Origin of the sequence: Streptomyces sp. AC602_WCS936 (assembly GCF_019049125.1) — a bacterium.
Classification (GTDB): domain Bacteria; phylum Actinomycetota; class Actinomycetes; order Streptomycetales; family Streptomycetaceae; genus Streptomyces.
On record NZ_JAGMUF010000090.1, the window covers coordinates 616,995 to 639,349 of the forward strand.

At 72.6% G+C, this 22,355-nt stretch carries 16 protein-coding genes; 4 read left to right on the plus strand and 12 right to left on the minus strand.

Translation table 11 applies throughout. The annotated features are described in order from the left end of the window. Both KUM03_RS38605 and KUM03_RS28165 read right to left on the minus strand, forming a co-directional pair. Nucleotides 1-753 (minus strand): S1 family peptidase (locus tag KUM03_RS38605; protein ID WP_308406429.1); only part of this gene is annotated, 753 nt, incomplete at its 3' end. Between the two features lie 46 nt (nucleotides 754-799). Then, on the minus strand, nucleotides 800-1,312 hold the full coding sequence (locus KUM03_RS28165; RefSeq protein WP_308406430.1) for a hypothetical protein: 513 nt from the start codon (nucleotides 1,310-1,312) through the stop codon (nucleotides 800-802). A gap of 346 nt (nucleotides 1,313-1,658) precedes the next feature. Here KUM03_RS28165 and KUM03_RS28170 point away from each other — a divergent pair, with 346 nt between their 5' ends. Continuing rightward, complete coding sequence (locus tag KUM03_RS28170; RefSeq protein ID WP_254399901.1) at nucleotides 1,659-5,267, plus strand: hypothetical protein; 3,609 nt, start codon at nucleotides 1,659-1,661, stop codon at nucleotides 5,265-5,267. Next, nucleotides 5,268-5,912, plus strand: coding sequence for a hypothetical protein (locus KUM03_RS39090; RefSeq protein ID WP_308406431.1), 645 nt, complete (start codon nucleotides 5,268-5,270; stop codon nucleotides 5,910-5,912). An 89-nt stretch (nucleotides 5,913-6,001) separates the two neighbouring features. Here KUM03_RS39090 and KUM03_RS28185 read toward each other — a convergent pair whose 3' ends face one another. After that, complete coding sequence (locus KUM03_RS28185) at nucleotides 6,002-7,405, minus strand: NAD(P)/FAD-dependent oxidoreductase (RefSeq protein ID WP_217252649.1); 1,404 nt, start codon at nucleotides 7,403-7,405, stop codon at nucleotides 6,002-6,004. Between the two features lie 249 nt (nucleotides 7,406-7,654). Beyond that, nucleotides 7,655-8,572: a TIGR01777 family oxidoreductase gene (locus KUM03_RS28190; RefSeq protein WP_217252651.1), complete on the minus strand. Its 918-nt coding sequence runs from the start codon at nucleotides 8,570-8,572 to the stop codon at nucleotides 7,655-7,657. A gap of 71 nt (nucleotides 8,573-8,643) precedes the next feature. Between KUM03_RS28190 and KUM03_RS28195 the strand changes: the two genes are divergently transcribed. Next, a complete protein-coding gene (locus KUM03_RS28195; RefSeq protein ID WP_217252652.1) occupies nucleotides 8,644-9,138 on the plus strand; it encodes a GNAT family N-acetyltransferase in 495 nt (164 codons plus the stop codon). Nucleotides 9,139-9,158: 20 nt separating this feature from the next. Here KUM03_RS28195 and KUM03_RS28200 read toward each other — a convergent pair whose 3' ends face one another. Further along, complete coding sequence (locus KUM03_RS28200) at nucleotides 9,159-10,343, minus strand: MarP family serine protease (RefSeq protein ID WP_217252654.1); 1,185 nt, start codon at nucleotides 10,341-10,343, stop codon at nucleotides 9,159-9,161. Between the two features lie 298 nt (nucleotides 10,344-10,641). On the opposite strand from KUM03_RS28200, the gene KUM03_RS28205 reads away from it, so the two are divergent. Then, nucleotides 10,642-11,376, plus strand: a complete 735-nt coding sequence (locus tag KUM03_RS28205) for a peptidoglycan recognition protein (protein WP_217253049.1) — start codon at nucleotides 10,642-10,644, stop codon at nucleotides 11,374-11,376. A gap of 10 nt (nucleotides 11,377-11,386) precedes the next feature. Here KUM03_RS28205 and KUM03_RS28210 read toward each other — a convergent pair whose 3' ends face one another. The 7 genes from KUM03_RS28210 to KUM03_RS28240 form a co-directional block, all read right to left on the minus strand. Beyond that, nucleotides 11,387-11,908: a DUF4240 domain-containing protein gene (locus KUM03_RS28210; protein WP_217253051.1), complete on the minus strand. Its 522-nt coding sequence runs from the start codon at nucleotides 11,906-11,908 to the stop codon at nucleotides 11,387-11,389. A 171-nt stretch (nucleotides 11,909-12,079) separates the two neighbouring features. Beyond that, nucleotides 12,080-13,072 (minus strand): YafY family protein, encoded by a 993-nt coding sequence (locus KUM03_RS28215; RefSeq protein ID WP_217252656.1) that lies wholly within the window; start codon nucleotides 13,070-13,072, stop codon nucleotides 12,080-12,082. A gap of 68 nt (nucleotides 13,073-13,140) precedes the next feature. Further along, nucleotides 13,141-15,843, minus strand: coding sequence for a pyruvate dehydrogenase (acetyl-transferring), homodimeric type (aceE, locus tag KUM03_RS28220; protein WP_217252658.1), 2,703 nt, complete (start codon nucleotides 15,841-15,843; stop codon nucleotides 13,141-13,143). Nucleotides 15,844-16,249: 406 nt separating this feature from the next. After that, entirely contained in the window at nucleotides 16,250-16,873 is a 624-nt protein-coding gene (locus KUM03_RS28225) for a GntR family transcriptional regulator (RefSeq protein WP_217252660.1), read from the minus strand. A gap of 207 nt (nucleotides 16,874-17,080) precedes the next feature. Next, on the minus strand, nucleotides 17,081-18,877 hold the full coding sequence (sucB, locus tag KUM03_RS28230) for a 2-oxoglutarate dehydrogenase, E2 component, dihydrolipoamide succinyltransferase (protein WP_217252662.1): 1,797 nt from the start codon (nucleotides 18,875-18,877) through the stop codon (nucleotides 17,081-17,083). Nucleotides 18,878-18,941: 64 nt separating this feature from the next. After that, nucleotides 18,942-20,330, minus strand: a complete 1,389-nt coding sequence (gene lpdA, locus KUM03_RS28235) for a dihydrolipoyl dehydrogenase (protein WP_217252664.1) — start codon at nucleotides 20,328-20,330, stop codon at nucleotides 18,942-18,944. 287 nt (nucleotides 20,331-20,617) lie between these two features. Next, nucleotides 20,618-22,144, minus strand: coding sequence for a leucyl aminopeptidase (locus KUM03_RS28240; RefSeq protein WP_217252666.1), 1,527 nt, complete (start codon nucleotides 22,142-22,144; stop codon nucleotides 20,618-20,620). Nucleotides 22,145-22,355: the final 211 nt, after the last annotated feature.

A 22,355-nucleotide genomic window follows, 5' to 3' on the forward strand; every position in this document is an offset into this window, starting at 1 on the left:
GGAGCCGGGAGTGAGGGTGTTGCCGCCGTTGATGTTGTCCAGGCGCGGGGAGACGGCCTCGTTGCGGGTCTCGGCCGGGTCGGAGCCGAAGCAGCCGCCCTGCCAGGACTGGCTGGCGAGCGCGACCAGTTCGAACGTGCCGTCCTTGTGCCGCACCAGGGGGCCGCCGGCGTCACCGGCGCAGATGGCGTCGCCGTCGGTCTTGCCGTCGAGCGCGATGGTGGTGCCGGCGACCGACTGGACGGTGAAGGCGGCCGTGTGGCGGGCGAGCGGCGCCCACTCGTCCTTGGTCCGGCCGTACCCGACGACCGTCAGCTCCTCGCCCGCGACGGGCGCGGTGGTGGCGAAGGGGACGGGGGTGATGCCGGTGGCGGGCGAGGCGAGCCGGGCCAGCACCATGTCCCGGTCGGTGCGCGGCACGAGTTCGACGACGTCGACGGGCTTGTTGGTGCCCGGGGCGGGGCCGAGGACGGCCGTCGTCTTCCACTTCGGCGCCCCCGCCGCGACCTGGCCGGCGCCGAGGTCGTCGGCGAAGCAGCTCGCGGCGGTGGCCAGCCACTGCGGGGCTATCAGCACCGCGGAGCAGCCCCGCTGGTCGTCGCCTATCTGCAGGCGGGCGGCGAACTCGAAGCCGCCGTCGGTGACGGCGGGACCGGTGGCGGCCTGCGCGCTGCCGGCGGTGAGACAGCCGGCGGCCACCGCGGTCGCGAGCGCACCTGCTGAGAGGATGACGCGGGAACGGGATCGTGTCACGGGTGGTTTCCGGTCCTTTCAAGAAGCGAGGTGAGGAGGGGCGGGATCATCCGGTGACCCGGAGTTCCAACAGGACGGTGGAGGCCCCGCCGACGCCTTCGCCGACACCCTTGAATTCGTTCTTGGCCAGGTCGATCTCCTGACTCTTGCCTTCCGCGCTCAGCTCGGCGTGCACGGCCGTTTCCTGCGTCTGCAGGGCGAATACCTCGGGGACCTCGACCTTGAGGTAGCCCGTGGTGGAGGTCGTCTGGAAGCAGTAGTAGCCCTCACTGCTCTTGCGGGTCCAGACCTGGATCTGCTCCGCGGAGCCGTCGCAGTCCGCGAAGAAGATGTGGCCGTCCCCGCGGTGGACGGTGATGCCCTTCTCTTCGAGGATGCGGTCGGCGTTGGGGTGCTGAAAGTCCTCTATCGCGGGCGGCGGTTCCTCAGCAGCGGCCGCCTGAGCGGCAACCGGCGAGGCGTCGGCGCCGGTGGCGGCGTAACCGACGGCCGAAGCACCCGCGACGGCACAGACGGCGAGCAGTCCGGCGACAAGCGGTTTACGGAGACGGGAGTTCACCAGAGGTCCCTTCCAGGGCGATGTGTTACCTGATGCGCACGCTCGTCCGGGTCGGTGTGTGACGCGGCCGTGCATGCCCGACGCACCGAGAGCGAAGCCGTCCGTGGGTGCGGCTCGGGCGCCGCGTGTCCTGCTCGCCCGGTTGTGAAATGCCCCCAGCGTCGCCCCCTCGCGGCGCACCGATTGCGCAACGTATCACGCGTTCACACCAGGTCTACATGTGGTGCACATCCAATTCACACGTAAGCTCACCAGGCCGAACGGCGGCCCCCGGCACCCGAGTTGTCGGGCAGTGAGAGGAATGACGCTCTTGAGTCGAAGACTCATCAGACACACGATCGCCCGGATGCGTGTACCCGGCACAGGAACCGGCGGCAAGTCGCGATGGCGGCTCGCCTCTCTGCGTTCGCTCTGCTTCGGGCTTCTGCTCGCCCTGATGCTGGGCACGCTGGGCACCGTTCCGGCATCCGCTGCGGGCGAGGTGCCGGACCAGGAGGAGGTGACCGACTACATACCCGCCACGGACCGAGGCCGGGTGCTGGCGTTGTGGCAGTCCGGGGGACCGGCAGTCAAGGCCGCTGCCGAAGTGGCCTTGCTCGGTACCGACGCCGACGTGCAGAAGTTCCTCGCCGCCGAGAAGCAGATCGCGCAGCTCAGCGACGACCGGGTGGCGGCGGTTCAGATCCTGTCGCTGGGTGGGCGCGCGGTGCGTGCGTCCGCGCAGACGGCCCTTGCCGGATCGCCCGAGGACCTGCGCAACTTCCTCGAGGGTGGCTGGCAGGATCCGCTGGAGCAGGACCAGCGGGTCCAGGTCGTGCAGATCATCTCGGCGGCTTCCGGGCGTGGTGTCAAGGAGGCCGGCCAGAAGGCGCTCAACGGCACCATCGAGGACGTGCGGAAGTTCCTCAACGAGGGGCAGTACACCGCCGCCGACAACGACGCACGCGTGCAGGTCGTCCAGATCATGAGCACCGGCGGAGAAGCCACCCGCGAAGCCGCCCGGCTGGCGCTCAACGGCGACATCAACGACATCCGCGAGTTCCTCGAGGTCGGCCAGCACATCGCGCGGGCCCGGGACCAGGAGCAGGCGACGGTCGCCCAGCTCGCCGAGTGGGCCACCGAGGCCGGACGTCAGGCCAAGGCGGAGACGGAGAAGGCCAAGGACGCGTCGGCACGCGCCGTCGCGGCCACGCAGGCCGCCAAGGAGGCGGCGGAGAAGGCGGCCGAGGAGACCGCGGCGGCCAAGGAGGACGCGCAGAAGGCGTCGAGCGCCGCGGGCCGGGCCGCGGATGCCGCCAGAGGCGCGGCACGTGCCGCCCAGCAGGCCATCGACGCGGCCAACGCCGCGACCACGTCCGCCCGGGTGGCGGCCAACGCCGCCTCGCAGGCCGCTTCCGCCGCCGCGGCGGCCGCTCGGGCCGCCTCCAACGCGCGTAGTGCCGCTGCCGCCGCCGCGACCGACGCGGGGAAGGCGTCCGCCGCACGTGCGGCGGCCGAAACCGCGCGTGATGCTGCGAAGGGAGCGCAGAAGGCCGCGACCGCCGCCGACCACGCCGGAACCGCCGCGTTCGAGGCGGCCAACGCCGCCAAGGCCGCTGCCTCCGCGGGTATCAACGCGGACGCCGCGGCCAGCGCGGCGGCGGAGGCGAGCGGCCAGGCCGGAGTTTCCGACGCCCAAGCTGCCCGGGCCAAGGCCGCGGCGGCCGAGGCTCACCGGCACGCCGCCCAGGCCACTGCCGCCGCGAACCGGGCGGAGACCCTGGCCGGTAAGGCGGCCAAGGCCGCCCACGAGGCGCGGGACGCGGCCAACTCGGCCGCGACGCACGCCAACAACGCCGCGGACGCCGCCGACGAGGCAGCCGACCACGCGGGTGATGCGGCCACCGCCGCCGCGGAGTCCACGAAGCACGCCAAGGCCGCCAAAGAGGCCGCCGACGCGGCGACGGCAGCGGTCACCAAGGCGAAGGCGACCTTCACTCTCGCCCGCGAGATCGAGAAGGAGGGGCTGACCACTCGTACGGCCGGAGCCATCGAGCAGGCCCGCTCGCTCAAGGCACTCGACCAGGAGAGCAAGGCGGACCAGGCCGAGCAGGCCCGGGCGGCCCAGGCGCTGGACGAGGAGGCGGACCGGCTGGCCGCCGAGGTCGCTCAGTCCGACGTCGACGTGGCCGTCGTCGCCCCCAAGGCCCGCAAGGTTGCCCTGAACACGGTCAAGACGCGCGGCCCCTGGAGCGTCGCCGCGGCCGAGGTGGCCCTGGCCGGCTCCGACCAGGACGTGATCGAGTACGTCCGCACCGGCCGGGACAAGGCCCTGGAGCTCGACAACCGGGCGCGGGTCAACCGCCTTGCCACGGAGTCCGAGTCAGCGGCCGTCCGGGCGGCGGCGGAGGTGGCGTTCGACGGGGACGCGGCGACGATCGCCGAGTTCCTCGCCACCGGCCAGCACCAGGCCGCGGCCAACGACTACCGGGTCACCGTCACCCAGCTCATGAACGGTGCCGGGCCCGGAGTGCGGGCAGCGGGGGAAGCGGCGCTGAACGACGGCTCCCCGGACCGGCTGCGCGCCTTCATCACCACCGACTACTACGCCCAGCGCACCCAGGACGAACGGGTGCTCGCCGTCCAGCTCTCGGAGTCGGGCACCGCCGAGGTCTCTGCCGCGGCGCGCATCGCGCTCGAAGGGCCGCCGCAGGTCCTGCACGCGTTCATCGAGACCGGGCAGTACCAGGCCAAGCGCAAGGACTTGCTGACGGCCACGCACGTGGCGCGTGTCCAGGGGCTCATCGCCGATGCCTCCGCAGTCGCCGCGACCGCGCAGAAGTACGCGGCCGAAGCCGGCCGTGCCGCGGCCACCGCGAACGACGCCGCGGACCTGGCGCAGCAGTACGCGCAGCAGGCCAAGGACTCCGCCGAGCTGGCCGCCGGCTACGCCGAGCAGGCGGACGCCGCCGCCGACGAGGCCGAGAAGTCCGCCGCCGACGCCGCGGCGTCGGCGAAGACCGCCCGCGCGGCCGAGGCGGACGCCCACCGCGCCGCCCGGGACGCGGACAACTCCGCCGCCCGGGCTCAGACGTCCGCGGACGCCGCTGCCGGTTCGGCCGCGATCGCCTGGGCCGCGGCCGGAGAGGCCCGCGCGTCCGCCGAGGCGGCGGGTAAGGACGCGGACGCGGCCGCCGAGGCCATGAGCGAGGCGCTGTTCGCGGCGGCCACGAAGGCGTGGGCGGAGCAGGAGCAGTGGCGCAAGGAACTGGCAGAGCAGGACCGGGCCGACCTGGCGTCGCTCCAGGAACTTGAGGACGCCTTCGCCGACATGGCGGCTGAGGGGGACACCGACTGGTGGGACCTGACCACCATCGGCCACACCCTCCTTGACGCGGGCGGCCTGATCCCCGGTTTCGGTGAGGGCTTCGACCTCATCAACTGCGGCTGGTACGGAGCGGAGGGCGACGCCCTCAACTCCAGCCTCTCCTGCGCCGCCGCCGTCCCGATCCTCGGCTGGGGGGCCGTCGGCACGAAATGGAGCATGAGTGGCTACGCGGCGGTCGAGGCCTTCGCCAAGTCCATGCGGGCCAACGGGAAGACGCCGCACATCTGGGACACTGGTAAGGCCAGCAAAAATTACACCCACGTTCAGAACGCGTTGGAGCATTGGAAAAAGCACGGATACGAGTTCCCCGAGCTGAACAATGCGGTGCAATACGTCGAATTGGCTCACCGTCACGCGCCTGCGGGGAAGCTCCCCAAGGCTCCGCCTGGGTACCGCGTCTTCGATCGTGAGAACGGCTACTACTTGGTCTACCACAAGTCTAGTAACACGCTCGTGTCTTACGATCCCGATGGGCTCCCCCTCACCATGTTCCGCCCGGGTCCGAAGAGTGACACGTACCCTACCGGCTACGATCCAGCGATCGGGTCAGTGGACGACTACCTGAAGAATCAAGGGACGGAACGGTAGGTGACTGAGAAACACATCGCTGCAGACGCTCAGGGCGACGATGCGGAAGACTTTTGTCGCATGTGCGGATTTGACGAGTACAGGTTCTGGGAGGCTGGGTGGCCCACCTCGATGATCTGCGCTTGTTGCGGGAATGAGTCCGGTATCGCCGATATGGGGGCAAAATCTGGCTCGTGGGCCGGTCTGGAGGGGCTGCATGCCTTCCGGGGCGAATGGGTCGGCTCCGGCGCCCGGTGGTGGAATCCACGCATGAAGCCGCGTGACTGGGACCTGCTCGAGCAGTTGCAGAACATTCCCCCGGTGTGGCGTACCCCAGTACCGCCTCCGGCCGATCTCGCTCGCCGGGTCGCCGAGCGGCCGTCATACGGCTCGCTCGGCACTGAGACCGAGTGCCGGATCTGCGGGTTGTCGGGGCAAGTGTTCTGGCGCGACGGGACGCCCACCGAGACGGTTTGTCTGTCGTGCGGGTCAGTATCCGGGATCGACGACCTCGGAACACCAGGGGTCTGGGCCGCTTTGCGCGGCATCCGGGCCCGTCGCGGCTACTGGGTGGCCGTCGGCGCCCCGTGGGCGGTTCCGGCCGCCCGGCCGGCGGAGTGGGATGTGCTGGCCCAACTGGCGCGCATTCCTGACGACTGGCGCTGACCGGCACGGTCCGTCATGACACGTTGAACAGGGTCACCGGCTTCGGCCGGTGACCCTGTTCTCGTCGGTCCTCCGTGCCGGACAGCCCCTTAAGCCGCCCGAGCCGCCCTCACCCCCTCCGCCGAGTGCATCGGCCGCCCCGCCCCCAGGTCCGTCAGGATCGCCGCCGAGGCCCGGTGGCCCGAGTGCAGGGCGCCCTGGACGCCGCTGGTGTCGCGGTGGTCGCCGCACACGTACAGGCCGGCCAGCAGCCGTACCGGCCTGCGCGGGTCGTGCGGCGGGCGCATCGCGGGCACCGCCTCGGGCGTGTGGTGCACGGCGAGGGTCTCCCAGCGGGTGGTCGGGGTGCCGTAGAGGCGGGAGAGGTGGATGCGTACGGCGGTGTCGACGTCGGGCGGGCGAGGGCCGAGGACCGTCGACGAGACCAGGGCCCGTCCGGCCGGTGCGCGGGACGGGTCCACGTGGCTGACCACCGCCGTGTGGGCGACCGGGCCCCCGCGGTCCGCGTCGAGCAGCAGGGCGGCGCCGGTCGTCGGCGGCTCGTCCGTGGTGTGGTGCACCACCGTCACCGGGTGGAAGTCCGGCACCCGCAGACCCGGCAGCAGCTCGGCCGCCGCCCGGGCGTCGGTCGCCACCAGGACGGCCCGGCAGCGGATGACGCCGTGCTCGGCGGTGGTGACGGCGTTGGTCGCCACCGAGGTGACCCGGACCCCGGTGCGCACGGTCCCCGGCGGCAGCCGCCGCGCCAGCAGCTCCGGCAGCGCCTCCGCGCCGCCCTCGGGCAGCCCCAGCCGCCCGCCGGCGAACTGCCGCAGCACGAGGTCGGCGCACCGGCTGGAGGTGGCCAGGTCCGGGTCGGACAGCAGGGCGGCGAGCAGCGGACGCAGGAAACCGTCGATCGTGCGGGGCGGCAGTCCGCGGACCGCCAGGGCCTGGGCCGCGGACAGCTCCGGACGGGCCAGCAGCCGTTCGACGGGGGTGGCGGCCAGGCGGGTCAGCGCCGCACCGAGCCGGGCCTGGTCGACGGCCGTGCCGAGCGGGGCGCCGGCCCTGGCGCGGGAAACGGGGGCGGGCCTCCCCGGAGTGCGGACCGCGGAGACCGGGCGCCGGGGCGCGGGAACCGAGCGGGGGGCGCTCGCCAGGGCGCGCACCGCGTGGAGTGCGCCCCTTGCGCCCCGGGTCCCCGCCGGGACGCCCGCCCGGTGGTGGCGGCCCTCGCTGTGCAGCAGCACCCCGGGGGCGAAGGGCAGCAGCGCGAGGCCGTCCAGCCCGGGGGTGAGCCGCAGTTCGGGACACGCCGTCGACAGCAACTGCCCGATTCTGTCGAGCCGGAAGCCGTCGACCTTCTCCGTCGCCATCCTGCCGCCCACCGCATGGGCGGCCTCCAGGACCGTGGTCGTCACTCCTGCGCTGGTCAGCCGATGCGCCGCGGCGAGTCCGGCGATCCCGGCCCCCACGACGACGACGTCCGCCTGGTACGCGGGCTCAAGCACGTGCCCCTCCTCGAGGTTGCGCGGCCGCTGGAGACGTCATGCCCCCAACCGGCTTGAGGGATACCCGAGTTCGACACGAGGTTAGGGCTGGAAACGGTCAACGGGAATCGCACGGGGGCAGGGCACGGTCGCACGCTGGTCGCATGTGGAGGTCATGTGGTGCTTGAACGGGCTCACACGGTCGTGAGTGGTCTCACGCGGTCGTGAGTGGTCTCACGCGGTCTCGTGATCTCGCGCGCGGCCCGGCGCTCACACCGCCGCCCGGATCGCCCCGTCGATCTCCGGGAACGCGAAGCGGAAGCCCGACTCCAGAAGACGGTTCGGCAGGACCCGTGCGCTGCCCAGGACGTCGCCCGCCATCTCGCCCAGCACCGCGCGCAGGACCGGCGCCGGCACCGCGAACGGCGCAGGGCGGTGCAGCACCCGCCCCATCGCCACGGTGACCTCACGGTTCGTCACCGGACGCGGAGCCGTCAGATTGAACGGGCCGGACAGGTCGTCCCGGTCCAGCAGGTGCCGCAGCGCCGCCACCTCGTCGTGCAGGGACACGAAGGACCAGTACTGGGAGCCGTCGCCCAGCCGCCCGCCGAGCCCCGCCCCGAAGAGCGGGAAGAGCCGGCCCCACGCCCCGCCCCGGCGGGAGACGACCAGACCGGTCCGGGCGAACACCGTCCGTACGCCCGCGTGCCGGGCGGGCGCCGCGGCGGCCTCCCACTCCACGCACAGGGACGGCAGGAAACCCTCTCCCGCGGGTGCGCCCTCGTCCACCGGCCGGTCGCCGGTCTCCCCGTAGAAGCCGATCCCGCTGCCGTTCAGGAAGACCCGCGGCGGCTGCTCCATCGAGGCGACGGCCTCGGCCAGCGCCGTCGTGCCGTGCACCCGGCTGCTGCGGATACGCGTCTTGTACGCGTCGTTCCAGCGGCGGTCGCCCACCCCGGCCCCGGCCAGGTTGACCACGGCGTCGCACCCGGCGAGCCCGGCCGTGTCCACGCGTCCGCCCTCCGGGTCCCAGCGCACCTCGTCCGCGCCCCGGGGCGGGCGCCGTACCAGGCGGCACACCTCGTGGCCGTCCGCGGTCAGGGACCGCACCAGCGCGCCGCCGATCAGGCCGGACGCGCCGGCCACCGCGACCCGGGAACGCCCCGCGTCCTTGCGTCCATCGTCCATGCGCCCATCCTGCCGGGCGGCTCCGGAAACCGCTGGACCGGGCCGCGCGCCCGCGTCGTACAGTGACCGTCATGCCAGCCCCGCACATACGCCGCGCCAGGTCCGAGGACGAGCAGCCGCTGCGCCGGATCGACCTCGAGACCTGGTCGTACCTGCACGCCGTCTCGCCCCCGCCGGGACCGGACGACCCCTTCTTCCGCGACACCTGCGGGCCCGAGGCCCACCTGGTCGCCGAACTCGACGGCGCCGTCGCCGGCTACGTCCGTCTCGGCCTCCCCACGGAGCTGGCCTCCAACACCCACGTCCGCCAGATCCGCGGACTCGCCGTCGCCGGCTCGGCCCGCGGCCACGGCGTGGGGCGGGCCCTGGTCCGGGCCGCCGTCGAGGAGGCCCGCGAGAAGGGCTTCCGCCGCATCACCCTGCGGGTCCTCGGCCACAACACGGCCGCCCGGGGGCTCTACGAGTCGGAGGGCTTCGTCGTCGAAGGCGTGCAGCCCGAGGAGTTCCACCTCGACGGCCGGTACGTCGACGACGTGCTGATGGGGCAGATGCTGACCGGGGTCTGAGCGTCCGCCCCCGCGGCGGGTCAGGACGCGACCGGCTCGCCCGTGTCCACCGCCTCCGTCGCGTCCGCCGCGCGCCGGGCCTCGTCGGCCACCTCGTCCGCCGTCAGCACGTATCCGGTCCGGGCGTCGGAGGTGGAGCGGGCGAAGACCACGCCGTACACCCGGCCGTCGGTGGTGAGCAGCGGGCCGCCCGAGTTGCCGGGGCGGACCGTGGAGCGGATCGAGTAGATCTCCCGGGTGACGTTCGCGTCGCTGTAGATGTTCTGGCCGGTCGCCCGGATACGGTTCGCCACCGTCGCCGCGCGCAGGTCCAGGTCGCCGTCCTGCGGGTAACCGGCGACCACCGCCGCGTCGCCGCGCTGCGCGTCGTCGTCGAACCGCAGCGCGGGCGCGGACAGGTCCGGCACGTACAGCACGGCCACGTCCTCGGCCGGGTCGAAGAGCACCACCCGCGCCTCGTACGCCGGTCCCACCCCGCCGACGCGGACGGTCGGGTCGTCGATGCCGGCCACCACGTGGGCGTTGGTCATCACGTGCCGGGGCGCGTAGACGAAGCCGCTGCCCTCCCGGCCCTGACTGCCGGCGACGCCCTCCACCTTCACCGTGCTGAGCTTGGCCGCGTTGGTGGCCGCGGCGGTGACACTGTCGCCGGAGGGCTCGGCGACCTGGGCGGTCGACTCGTTCTCGAACGGGTTGAAGACCTGCGGGAACCCCGCCTCGGTCAGTGCGGACGTCGCGTTCGAGAACCACGCCGGTGTGGTGTCCGGCATCGCCCGCTGCACCGCGCCCAGCAGCGTCGAGTCACGGATCGCGGAGGTCAGCAGCGACGACGAGGACGCCGCCAGGACACTCGCCGCCACCCACGCCACGATCAGCGCGGCCGCCGCGTTGGCCACCGCGCCGCCGACCCCGTCGGCCACCCACAGCGGACCGGCGTCCAGCTCCCGGCGCAGCCGCAGCGCCAGCCGTCCCGCCAGCTCGTGCCCCACCACCGCCGGCAGCAGCACCGTGACCACGGCCGTCACCGTCGCCGCCGTGGAGCCCGGCGACACCAGGTCCATCACCCAGGGCAGGGCCCACACGCCGATCACCGCGCCGCCCACGAAACCGGCCAGCGAGACACAGCCGGCCACCAGTCCGCGCCGGTAGCCGGAGGCCGCGTAGGCCAGCACCACCAGCGCCAGCACGATGTCGAGCAGGTCCACGCGAGCCGCCTTTCCGCCGGACCCCGGCCGGGTCCCGCAACCCTGAGTACGTGCCGGACGGGCCCCGTGATCAGCCGGGGTCAACCGGAAAACGTCGGGGACCGGGACGATGGTTCCACCAGGTGGCACAGCACACGTCGCGGGCGGACCCGATGCGCCGGACAGTGGAACCATGCGTGTCTTCCGAGGACCGCGCGGGACCCGGCGACGGCGTGCGGCTCCCGTACCCGGCGTGGCCCGCGTGTCCCGTGTGGCCGGCGTGTCCGGTGCGGCTCGTGGGGCGGCTCTGCCGGGCCCGGTGCCGGCGCTGCTCGCGTGCCTTCCCGGCCTCGCCGCCGTCGTCGCGCTGGCGCTCTGCGCGAGCGGGGTGGAGAGGGCCGCCGCCACGGGCCCCCGGCCGGCCGCCGCCGACCCGTACACCGCGCCCCGGCCGCCCGTCGTGCCCCGGTCGGTCTGGCTGGGCGAAGCCGCCCGCCCACAGCCGCCGCCGCGCTACGACGACAAGGTCCTCGCCGTCTTCGTCCACCACACGGACACGCCGAACGGCTACGACTGCGCCGACGTGCCGGCCATCCTCCGCGGCGTCTACTCCGGCCAGACGGGCGCGCGGGACTGGGACGACATCGGCTACAACTTCGTCGTCGACCGCTGCGGCACCATCTACGAGGGCCGCGCCGGGGGCATCGCCCGTGCCGTCACCGGCGCCCACACCCAGGGTTTCAACCACCGCACCACCGGCATCGCCGCCCTCGGCACCTTCACCGCCGGCGTGCCCGTGCCCGACGCGCTGACCGACGCGATCGCCGCGCTGGCCGCCTGGAAACTCGGCGGGACCGGCAGCGACCCCCGCGGCAAGGTCCGCCTGGTCTCCAGCAACGGCCTCAGCCGGTACGCCGCCGGCGCCACCGCCACGCTGCCCGCCGTCGCCGGCCACGACGAGGGCTACCAGACCAGTTGCCCGGGCGCGGCGCTGACGGCGCGCCTCCCGGACATCAGGGAGGCCGCGGCCCGGCTCCAGGGCCGGCCCGGCTGATCGGCGCGGCTCAGTCCCGACCGAACCGCTCCCACAGGCGCGGGAACCGGGCGGCCACGGCCCGGTCGTCCTCCAGGTCGATCGGGGCCCCTCGCGGCTCCGCCGGGGCGGGCGCGATGCCCAGGTCGGGGGCGACGGTGCCGGTGAGCTGCTCGTACGCCTCGTCGGCCGCGTAGCCCAGTTCCTCGCCGTCGCCGTCCAGCTCCTCGTCGAAGTCGTCCAGCAGCTCGGCGAGCGAGTCGGACTCGTGCACCGCGCCCTCGTACACCTCGCGGCCTTGGCCGATCAGCCAGCAGCGGAAGTAGTCGAAGGCGTCGTCGCTCGCGCCGCCGAGCAGCACCCACGCGGCGCCCCACACGTCCCAGGTACAGGCGCGGTTGTAGCGGGCCTCGAAATGGCGGGCGAAGTCCAGCACCAGGTCCGGGTCCAGCCCGAGGAGCCGCTCCACGAGCAGATCGGCCTGGTCCTCGGGATCGCCGTCGGCGCCCTGCCGGGTGGCGTCGATCAGCTCCCAGAACTCCGTCTCGTCCATCACGGGTCCAGCATCGGCCCTGGGCGGGGGTGACGCACGTGGAGTGCGGCGGATCGTTATGTGCGGGTGCCTCCGGCGGTGGGGCGGGTGGGGTGCCTGCGGCGGCCTGTGCGGGTTCGGTGGAGGTGCGGGCGGACACCCCCCGACACGTCCCCTTCCCGCCGTACGCGGCTACCCGTCCGCGTGGGCGTACAACCTTGCCAACCGTCGTGCGTCCTGGGCGAACCGTTCCCGCAGCGCACTCGGTGCCAGTACTTCCGCCTCCGGCCCGAGCCCCTTGAGCTGCGTGTGTGCGACCTCCTCCGACTCCACCGGCAGCGTCACCGTCACCCACCCGTCCGCGTCGGGCGCCCCCGCGGTCTCCAGCGCCTCCCGGGCGGACAGCGCGTCGACGGCGTACGGAAGGCCCCGTACGCCCTGGGGCGACAGTCGCAGCACGACCTCGGCCCGCAGGATCGACCGCGCGAACTGCTCGGCCCGCTCCGCCCAGAACGCGGGCAGATCGAAGGCATCGTCCCGCTCGAAGCGTTCCTCGCTCGCCTCCGCGGCCGTGAAGCGGTCGATGCGATAGACGCGGAAGGGCCCGTCGCCCGGCGTGCGCGTGACCCGCGCGCACAGGTACCAGACGCCGGCCTTCAGCACGAGACCGTACGGCTCCAGCTCCCGGACGACGTCGTCCTCACCGCGCCGGTAGCGCGCGGTGATCCGCCGGTCGTCCCAGACCGCTTCCGCGACCGCCGGCAGCAGCTCGGGCGTCTCGGGCTCCCGGAACCAGTTGGGCGCGTCCAGGTGGAACCGCTGGGCCGCCGTGCGGGAGGCGTCCCTCAGGGAGGGGAGCAGGGCCGCCGACACCTTCAGGCGGGCCGCCGACGCGGCGTCCTCCAGGCCCATCTCGCGCAGCGCCCCCGGCACCCCGGACAGGAAGAGGGCTTCCGCCTCGCCCCGGGCGAGGCCGGTCAGCCGGGTGCGGTAGCCGCCGATCAGGCGGTAGCCGCCGGCCCGGCCGCGCTCAGCGTACACCGGCACGCCTGCCTCCGACAGCGCCTGCGCGTCCCGGGTCACGGTGCGCTCGGACACCTCCAGCTCGCGGGCCAGCTCGGCCGCGGTCATGGTGGGGCGGGACTGGAGGAGCAGCACCATCTTGATGAGGCGGGCAGCGCGCATCCCCACATGATGCAGGAGAAGGCGGAAGGCCCCCGCCGTGGCGGGGGCCTTCCTTCACTGCCTGGTGCTTACAGGCCGTAGCGCTCGCGCGCCTCCTTCACGGCCGTCGCCTTGACCTCGCCGCGCCCCGCGAGCTGGGCCAGGGCCGCGACCACGATGGACTCGGCGTCGACGCCGAAGTGGCGGCGGGCGGCCTCACGGGTGTCCGACAGGCCGAAGCCGTCGGCGCCGAGCGACGAGTAGTCCTGCTCGACCCACTGCGCGATCTGGTCCGGGACCTGGCGCATGTAGTCGGAGACCGCGAGGACCGGGCCCTCGGCGCCCTGGAGCGCCTGGCGGACGTACGGCACCCGCTCCTCGCCGCGCAGCAGCGCCGCGTCGGCGTCCATCGCGTCCCGGCGCAGCTCCGTCCAGGAGGTCGCGGACCACACGTCGGCGGCCACGCCCCACTCCTCGGTGAGCAGCTTCTGTGCCTTCAGCGCCCAGTGGATCGCCGTGCCGGAGCCCAGCAGCTGGATGCGCGGGGCGTTCGCGGCCGGGGTCAGGCCCGCGGACTCCGCCGTGTTGAAGCGGTACAGGCCCTTGACGATGCCCTCGTCGACACCGGCGGCGGACGGCTTGGCCGGCTGCGGCATCGGCTCGTTGTAGACCGTCAGGTAGTAGAAGACGTTCGGGTCCTCGCCCGGGGCCGCCTCGCCGTACATCCGGCGCAGACCGTCCTTGACGATCGCCGCGACCTCGTACGCGAACGCCGGGTCGTACGTCAGCGCCGCCGGGTTGGTCGCCGCGATGGCGGGGGAGTGGCCGTCCGCGTGCTGGAGGCCCTCACCGGTGAGGGTGGTGCGGCCGGCGGTGGCGCCGACCAGGAAGCCGCGGCCGAGCTGGTCGCCGAGCTGCCACATCTGGTCGGCCGTGCGCTGCCAGCCGAACATCGAGTAGAAGATGTAGAACGGGATCATCGCCTCGCCGTGCGTCGCGTACGCGGTGGACGCGGCGATGAAGTCGGCCATCGAGCCGGCCTCGGTGATGCCCTCGTTGAGGATCTGGCCGTTCTTGGCTTCCTTGTAGTACATCAGCTGGTCGCGGTCGACCGGCTCGTACGTCTGGCCCTTGGGCGAGTAGATGCCGAGGGACGGGAAGAGGCTCTCCATGCCGAAGGTGCGCGCCTCGTCGGGGACGATCGGCACCCAGCGCTTGCCGGTCTCCTTGTCGCGGACCAGGTCCTTGACCAGGCGGACGAAGGCCATGGTGGTGGCCACGCTCTGCGAGCCGGAGCCCTTGTCGAAGGAGGCGAACGCCTTCTCGGCGGGCGCGGGCAGCGGCGCGAGGGGGTGGACGCGGCGGGCCGGGGCGGGACCGCCCAGGGCCGCGCGGCGCTCCTGGAGGTAGCGGACCTCGGGGGAGTCGGCGCCCGGGTGGCCGTAGGGGACCACGCCGTCGGTGAAGTCGCTGTCCTTGATCGGCAGGCCGAGCAGGTCGCGCATGTCCTTGAACTCGTCCACCGAGAGCTTCTTCATCTGGTGGTTGGCGTTCTTGGACGCGAAGCCGGTACCGAGGGTGTGGCCCTTGACCGTCTGGGCCAGGATCACGGTCGGCGCGCCCTTGTGGGCGAGCGCGGCGCGGTAGGCGGCGTAGACCTTGCGGGACTCGTGACCGCCGCGCGAGTAGTGGAAGCACTCGAGGATCTTGTCGTCGGACAGCAGCTTCGCCATCTCGGCGAGCTGCGGGTCCTTGTTGAAGAAGTCCTCGCGGATGTAGGCGGCGTCGCGGGTCTGGTACGTCTGGACCTGGGCGTCCGGTACCTCGCGCAGGCGGCGTACGAGGGCGCCGGTGGTGTCGAGCTGGAACAGCTCGTCCCAGGCCGTGCCCCACAGCGACTTCACGACGTTCCAGCCGGCGCCGCGGAACTGGGCCTCCAGCTCCTGCACGATCTTGAAGTTGGCGCGGACCGGACCGTCGAGGCGCTGCAGGTTGCAGTTGATGACGAAGGTCAGGTTGTCCAGGCCCTCACGGGAGGCGAGGGTGAGCGCGGTGGTGGACTCCGGCTCGTCCATCTCGCCGTCGCCGAGGAACGCCCACACGTGGGAGTTGCTCAGGTCCTTGATGCCGCGGCTGGTCAGGTAGCGGTTGAAGCGCGCCTGGTAGATCGCGGAGATCGGGCCGAGGCCCATGGAGACGGTGGGGAACTCCCACAGCCAGGGCAGACGGCGCGGGTGCGGGTAGGACGGCAGGCCGTTGCCGCCGGACTCGCGGCGGAAGTTGTCGAGCTGCTCCTCGTTCAGGCGGCCGTCGAGGAAGGCGCGGGCGTAGATGCCCGGGGAGGCGTGGCCCTGGACGTAGAGCTGGTCGCCGGAGCCGTCACCCTCCTTGCCCTTGAAGAAGTGGTTGAAGCCGGTCTCGTACAGCCAGGCCGCGGAGGCGAAGGTGGCGATGTGGCCGCCGACGCCGTACTTGCTGCCACGGGTGACCATCGCCGCCGCGTTCCAGCGGTTCCAGGCGGTGATCCGCTGCTCCATCGCCTCGTCGCCGTCCACGGCGGGCTCGGCGGAGGTGGGGATGGTGTTGACGTAGTCCGTCTCGAGGAGCTTCGGCAGCGCGAGGCCGGCGCCCTCGGCGCGCTCCAGTGTGCGGCGCATCAGGTACGCGGCACGGTGCGGCCCGGCCGCCTTGGTGACGGCGTCCAGGGAGGCCTGCCATTCGGCGGTCTCCTCCGGGTCGCGGTCCGGGAGCTGGTCGAGCTCGCTCGGCTGGATGGCTTTGGGGTCGGTCATGTCGCCGCCTTCCTCAGTCGAAGGGGGTTCCCTCATCGGTAAGGGGATCGGGGGTGCCCTTGGTCTTTGGCAGGACAGGGCTGGGCTTGGGTGCAAGCCCGTCCGAGACTGTAACTCCCTGATCGATGATCGATCAAAGGGTTGAGGGGCAAAACCTCTTGATTACGAGAAAGTCGGCACGGGGTGCCTTCGGCGATGGCACGGAGTGACCTTGAGGTTGGGGGTTTGTGCAGGTGAGCGCCGTGGAGCTCGGGTGGTTCGGGAGGTGTGGCGGGTGCGGGAGCGTCGTGGTTGATCGCGCAGTTCCCCGCGCCTCTTTCAGGGGCGCGGGGAACTGCGCGAACGGGGGTCTGGGGGCGGAGCCCCCAGGGACGGGAAGGGTAGGGGCGGCGGGGGCGAAGGAAGCTCAGGCGCGGGGGGCGCAGCCCAGGACGTGGGCCTTGACCAGGTCCGCGATACGCGGATCCCGGCGACGGAACGCCGCGACCAGTTCCTCGTGCTCCTCCGCGTACGACTGCTGCACCGTCCCCAGCCACCGTATCGACAGCGCCGTGAACACCTCGATGCCCAGCCCCTCCCAGGTGTGCAGCAGCACCGAGTTGCCCGCCGCCCGCACCAGCTCCCGGTGGAAGCCCACCGTGTGCCTGACCTGCGCCGTCCCGTCGGAGGCCCGGTCGGCCTCGTACAGCGCGGCGACGTGCGGTTCGAGGGCCGAGCAGTCCACCGCCAGCCGGTCCGCCGCCAGCTCCGCCGCGATCGCCTCCAGGCCGGCCCGGACGGGGTAGCTCTCCTCCAGGTCGGCCGCGGTCAGGTTGCGCACCCGCACGCCCTTGTTCGGCGCCGACTCGATCAGCCGCAGCGACTCCAGCTCGCGCAGCGCCTCGCGCACCGGTGTCTGGCTGACCTCCAGCTCCGTGGCGATCCGCCGCTCCACGATCCGCTCGCCCGGCTGCCAGCGTCCGCTGATGATCCCTTCCAGGATGTGCTCGCGGATCTGTTCGCGCAGCGAGTGGACGACGGGCGCGGTCATGAGAGCTCCTTCGGGAGGGTCCCCTTCGGACCCCGGGGGCGTTTGACGCTTAGACAATACGGCCGACGCGGCCGGCGGGAAGGGCGCACGGGGGCGCTTTTACGCAGGTGAGACGAGACTTACACAGCGTGCCGACGCCGGAACGCGACGGTGCCCCCGTCCGGAGAGGTCCGGGCGGGGGCACCGTACAGGCCCACTGGCAGGGAATTACAGGCCGAGCTCGACCTCGAACTCGCCCGCCTCCAGGATCGCCTTGACCGCCGTCAGGTAGCGGGCGGCGTCGGCGCCGTCCACCAGGCGGTGGTCGTAGGACAGGGTCAGGTACGTCATGTCGCGGACGCCGATGACCGGGCCGTCCTCCGTCTCGATGACGGCCGGACGCTTGACCGTGGCACCGATGCCGAGGATGGCGACCTGGCCCGGCGGCACGATGATCGTGTCGAACAGCGCGCCGCGCGAACCGGTGTTGGAGATGGTGAAGGTCGCGCCGGCCAGCTCGTCCGGGCTGATCTTGCTGGCCCGGACCTTGCCCGCCAGGTCGGCGGTCGCCTTGGCGATGCCGGCCAGGTTGAGGTCACCGGCGTTCTTGATGACCGGGGTCATCAGGCCCTTCTCGGAGTCCACCGCGATACCGATGTTCTCGGTGTCGAAGTAGGTGATGGTCCCCTCGGCCTCGTTGATCTTGGCGTTGATCGGCGCGTGCGCCTTCAGCGCCTGGGCCGCGGCCTTGACGAAGAACGGCATCGGCGAGAGCTTGACGCCCTCGCGCGCCGCGAACGAGTCCTTGGCACGGGCGCGCAGCTTCATCAGACGGGTGACGTCGACCTCGACGACCGACGACAGCTGGGCCTGCTCGTGCAGGGCCTTGACCATGTTGTCGCCGATGACCTTGCGGATGCGCGGCATCTTCACGGTCTGGCCGCGCAGCGGGGAGGCCTCCAGGGTGGGGGCCTTCTTCGCGGCGGCGGCAGGGCCTCCGGCAGTCGCAGCAGCGGCGGCCGGAGCCGGCGCGGCGGCCTTCGCTGCCTCGGCGGCTGCGATGACGTCCTGCTTGCGGATGCGGCCGCCGACGCCGGTGCCCTTGACGGTGGACAGGTCGACGCCGTTCTCGGTGGCGAGCTTGCGCACCAGCGGGGTGACGTAGGCGCCGTCGTCCACCGGCTGGGCGGCGGCCGGGGCTGCCGGAGCGGCGGCCGGGGCCGGCGCGGGCGCCGGGGCGGACGGGACCGGGTCGGGCGCCGGGGTGGTCTGCTGCTGCGGAGCCGGGGCCGAGGGGGCCTGCGGCGCCGGAGCGGCGGGGGCGGCCGGCGCCGGAGCCGGGGTGGGCTCGGGCTGGGCCGGGGCGGCCGGGGCCTCCTGCGCCGGGGCGGCGGCCGGAGCGGCACCCGCCTCGCCGATGACGGCGAGCTTGGCGCCGACCTCGGCGGTCTCGTCCTCGCCGACCACGATCTCCAGCAGGGTGCCGGAGGCGGGCGCCGGGATCTCGGTGTCGACCTTGTCGGTGGACACCTCCAGCAGCGGCTCGTCGGCCTCGACCGAGTCGCCGACCGACTTCAGCCAGCGGGTGACGGTGCCCTCGGTGACGGACTCGCCGAGCGCGGGCAGGACCACGTCCGTGCCCTCGGCGGAACCGCCGGCAGCGGCCTCGGCGGTGGGAGCGGGCGCCGGGGCGGCCTGCTCGGTGGACGGTGCGGCCGGGGCGGGCTCGGGGGCCGGCTCGGCGACCTGCTCGGCCTGCGGGGCCTGCTCGGCGGCAGGGGCGCCGGTGCCGTCGTCGATCAGCGCCAGCTCGGCGCCGACCTCGACCGTCTCGTCCTCGGCGACCTTGATGGAGGACAGCACGCCGGAAGCGGGGGCCGGGATCTCGGTGTCGACCTTGTCGGTCGAGACCTCGAGCAACGGCTCGTCGGCCTCGACACGCTCACCCTCGGCCTTCAGCCAACGGGTGACGGTGCCCTCGGTGACGCTCTCGCCGAGCGCCGGAAGGGTTACGGAAACCGCCATGGTTTCGGTTGCTCCTTACGAAATTGCGGAAGTCTGTGTCGTCGCGCCCAGTGACCGAGGGAGGTCAGTCGTGGGAGTGCAGCGGCTTGCCGGCCAGCGCCAGGTGCGCCTCGCCCATCGCCTCGTTCTGCGTCGGGTGGGCGTGCACCAGCTGGGCCACCTCGGCCGGCAGCGCCTCCCAGTTGTAGATCAGCTGGGCCTCGCCGACCTGCTCGCCCATGCGGTCGCCGACCATGTGGACGCCGACCACGGCACCGTCCTTGACCTGGACGAGCTTGATCTCGCCCGTGGTCTTCAGGATCTTGCTCTTGCCGTTGCCCGCCAGGTTGTACTTCAGGGCGACGACCTTGTCCGCACCGTAGATCTCCTTGGCCTTGGCCTCGGTGATGCCCACGGAGGCGACCTCCGGGTGGCAGTACGTCACCCGCGGCACGCCGTCGTAGTCGACCGGGACGGTCTTCAGGCCGGCCAGCCGCTCCGCCACCAGCATGCCCTCGGCGAAGCCGACGTGCGCGAGCTGGAGGGTCGGGACGAGGTCACCGACGGCGGAGATGGTCGGGACGTTGGTCCGCATGTACTCGTCGACGAGGACGAAGCCGCGGTCCATCGCGACGCCGGCCTCCTCGTAGCCCAGGCCCTGCGAGACCGGGCCGCGGCCGATGGCGACGAGCAGCACCTCGGCCTCGAAGGACTTGCCGTCGGCCAGGGTGACCTTGACGCCGTCCTGGGTGTACTCGGCCTTCTCGAAGAAGGTGCCCAGGTTGAACTTGATGCCCCGCTTGCGGAAGGCGCGCTCCAGCAGCTTGGAGCTGTTCTCGTCCTCGACCGGCACGAGGTGCTTGAGGCCCTCGACGATCGTGACGTCGGTGCCGAAGGACTTCCACGCGGAGGCGAACTCGACGCCGATGACGCCGCCGCCCAGGACGATCGCGGACTTCGGCACGCGGTCGAGCTTGAGGGCGTGGTCGGAGGAGATGATCCGGTCGCCGTCGATGTCCAGGCCCGGCAGCGACTTCGGCACGGAGCCGGTCGCCAGCAGGACGTGGCGGCCCTGGATCCGCTGGCCGTTCACATCCACGGAGGTCGGGGAGGACAGGCGGCCCTCACCCTCGATGTAGGTCACCTTGCGCGAGGCGATCAGACCCTGCAGACCCTTGTACAGGCCCGAGATCACGTCGTCCTTGTACTTGTGCACGGCCGCCACGTCGATGCCCTCGAACGTGGCCTTCACGCCGAACTGCTCGCTCTCGCGGGCCTGGTCGGCGATCTCGCCCGCGTGCAGCAGGGCCTTGGTGGGGATGCACCCCTTGTGCAGGCAGGTACCGCCGACCTTGTCCTTCTCGATCAGGGCGACGTCCAGGCCCAGCTGCGCCCCGCGCAGGGCCGCGGCGTAACCACCGCTGCCACCGCCGAGGATCACTAGGTCGAAAACGGTGCTGGCGTCGTTCGCCACGTCACGTCCTCCATGCATGTGCGCCACGCCGGTCTCCAGTGACCGGTCGGCGGCTGGTGTCCGGCCGCTCTTTGTTCTCGGCCCTTAGGTGGGGGCCCTGTCCTGCCGAGCCCCATCTTCGCACTTGTAGGGGACCGACGAGACGTGGGGCCGGTGTGTGAGACGCCCCACGTTCGCTTGTAGCGGAGGAGGCGGAGACGTCCCTGGGGGCGCGGGGAACTGCGCGACCAGCCACAACGGACCCGCGGCCGCCCGAATCACCCGCACCCCCGAGCTCTCAGGCGCCCCTAGCCCAAGTCACCCGCAGCCGCCAGCTCGGCAACCCGCACCAGCGTCCGCACGGCCGTCCCCGTACCGCCCTTCGGCGTGTACCCGAACGGCCCGCCCTCGTTGAACGCCGGACCCGCGATGTCCAGGTGCGCCCACGCGATGCCCTCGCCCACGAACTCGCGCAGGAACAGACCGGCCACCAGACCGCCGCCCATCCGCTCGCCCATGTTCGCGATGTCCGCGGTCGGCGAGTCCATGCCCTTGCGCAGGTGCTCCGGCAGCGGCATCGGCCACGCCGGCTCGCCGACCTCCTCCGACGCCTCGTGCACCGCGGTGCGGAACGCGTCGTCGTTCGCCATGATCCCGTACGTCCGGCTGCCCAGCGCCAGCATCATCGCGCCGGTCAGCGTCGCCACGTCGATGATCGCGTCCGGCTTCTCCTGCGAGGCCGCCCACAGCGCGTCGGCGAGTACGAGCCGCCCCTCGGCGTCGGTGTTCAGCACCTCCACCGTCTTGCCGCTGTACATGCGCAGCACGTCACCCGGGCGGGTGGCGGAGCCCGACGGCATGTTCTCGGCCAGCGCCAGCCAGCCGGTCACGTTGACCTCCAGGCCCAGGCGCGCGGCGGCGACGACCGCGGCGAACACGGCGGCGGCACCGCTCATGTCGCACTTCATCGTCTCGTTGTGACCGGCCGGCTTCAGCGAGATGCCGCCCGAGTCGTAGGTGATGCCCTTGCCGACGAAGGCGAGCGACTTCGTCGCCTTGGCCGAGGTGTACGACAGCTTCACCAGCCGCGGGCCGGCCGCCGAACCGGCGCCGACGCCCAGGATGCCGCCGTAGCCGCCCTTGGTGAGCGCCTTCTCGTCGAGCACCTGCACCTTGATGCCGTGCTCCTTCGCGGCGGCCTGCGCCACCGCGGCGAACGCCTCGGGGTTGAGGTCGTTCGGCGGGGTGTTGATCAGGTCGCGGGCGCGGTTCAGCTCCTCGGAGACGGCCGCGGCGCGCTCGACCGCCGCCTTGTACGCCTTGTCGCGGGGCTTGCCGCCCAGCAGCGCGGCCTCCGCCAGCGGGGCCTTGCCGTTCTTGGCCTTCGCGTCCTTGCCGATCTCCTTGTAGGCGTCGAAGGAGTACGCGCCGAGCAGTACGCCCTCACCGACGGCGCCGGCGTCGGCGGCCTCGGTGAGCGGCAGGGCGAAGGCGGCCTTCTTGGAGCCGACGAGCGCGCGGGCGGCCACACCGGCGGCCCGGCGCAGCGCCTCGGCGTCGAAGCCGGCGTCCTTCTCGGGCTCGGCGCCCAGGCCCACCGCCACCACGACGGGTGCCTTGAAGCCGGACGGCGCGGGCAGCTTCGTCACCTCGCCCTCGGCGCCCGAGGCACCGAGGGTCTCCAGGACGCCGGCGAGCCGGCCGTCGTACGCCTTGTCCACGGCCTCGGCGCCCGGTGCGACGACCGGCCCCTTGGCGCCCTTGGCGACACCGATCACGATCGCGTCGGCCCGCAGGCCGGGCGCCGCGGCGGTGGAGAGAGTGAGAGCAGTCACGGTGGTGAATTCTCGCTTCCGTATGAAGTCTTGTGCGGCCGAATGCGGGTGGGTCGACCGGGCCCGACAACCGACCCTAGATCCCTCCTGCGATGCGGTCCTTACCTGGGCAGGCAAACACCCGGCACGAGCCTACGCTCGCGCCCGCGTCCGCTCCCTCCCGCGCCCCGCGTTTCCCGTGCCGCCGGGGCGTACGCGATCATTACCGGCT

Coding starts and splice junctions, on each gene's coding strand:
- KUM03_RS28170 (WP_254399901.1), top strand. CDS start 1,659: ATGCGTGTACCCGGCACAGGAACCGGCGGCAAGTCGCGATGGCGGCTC.
- KUM03_RS28190 (WP_217252651.1), bottom strand. CDS start 8,572: ATGGACGATGGACGCAAGGACGCGGGGCGTTCCCGGGTCGCGGTGGCC.
- KUM03_RS28195 (WP_217252652.1), top strand. CDS start 8,644: ATGCCAGCCCCGCACATACGCCGCGCCAGGTCCGAGGACGAGCAGCCG.
- KUM03_RS28210 (WP_217253051.1), bottom strand. CDS start 11,908: ATGGACGAGACGGAGTTCTGGGAGCTGATCGACGCCACCCGGCAGGGC.
- KUM03_RS28215 (WP_217252656.1), bottom strand. CDS start 13,072: ATGCGCGCTGCCCGCCTCATCAAGATGGTGCTGCTCCTCCAGTCCCGC.
- aceE (WP_217252658.1), bottom strand. CDS start 15,843: ATGACCGACCCCAAAGCCATCCAGCCGAGCGAGCTCGACCAGCTCCCG.
- KUM03_RS28225 (WP_217252660.1), bottom strand. CDS start 16,873: ATGACCGCGCCCGTCGTCCACTCGCTGCGCGAACAGATCCGCGAGCAC.
- sucB (WP_217252662.1), bottom strand. CDS start 18,877: ATGGCGGTTTCCGTAACCCTTCCGGCGCTCGGCGAGAGCGTCACCGAG.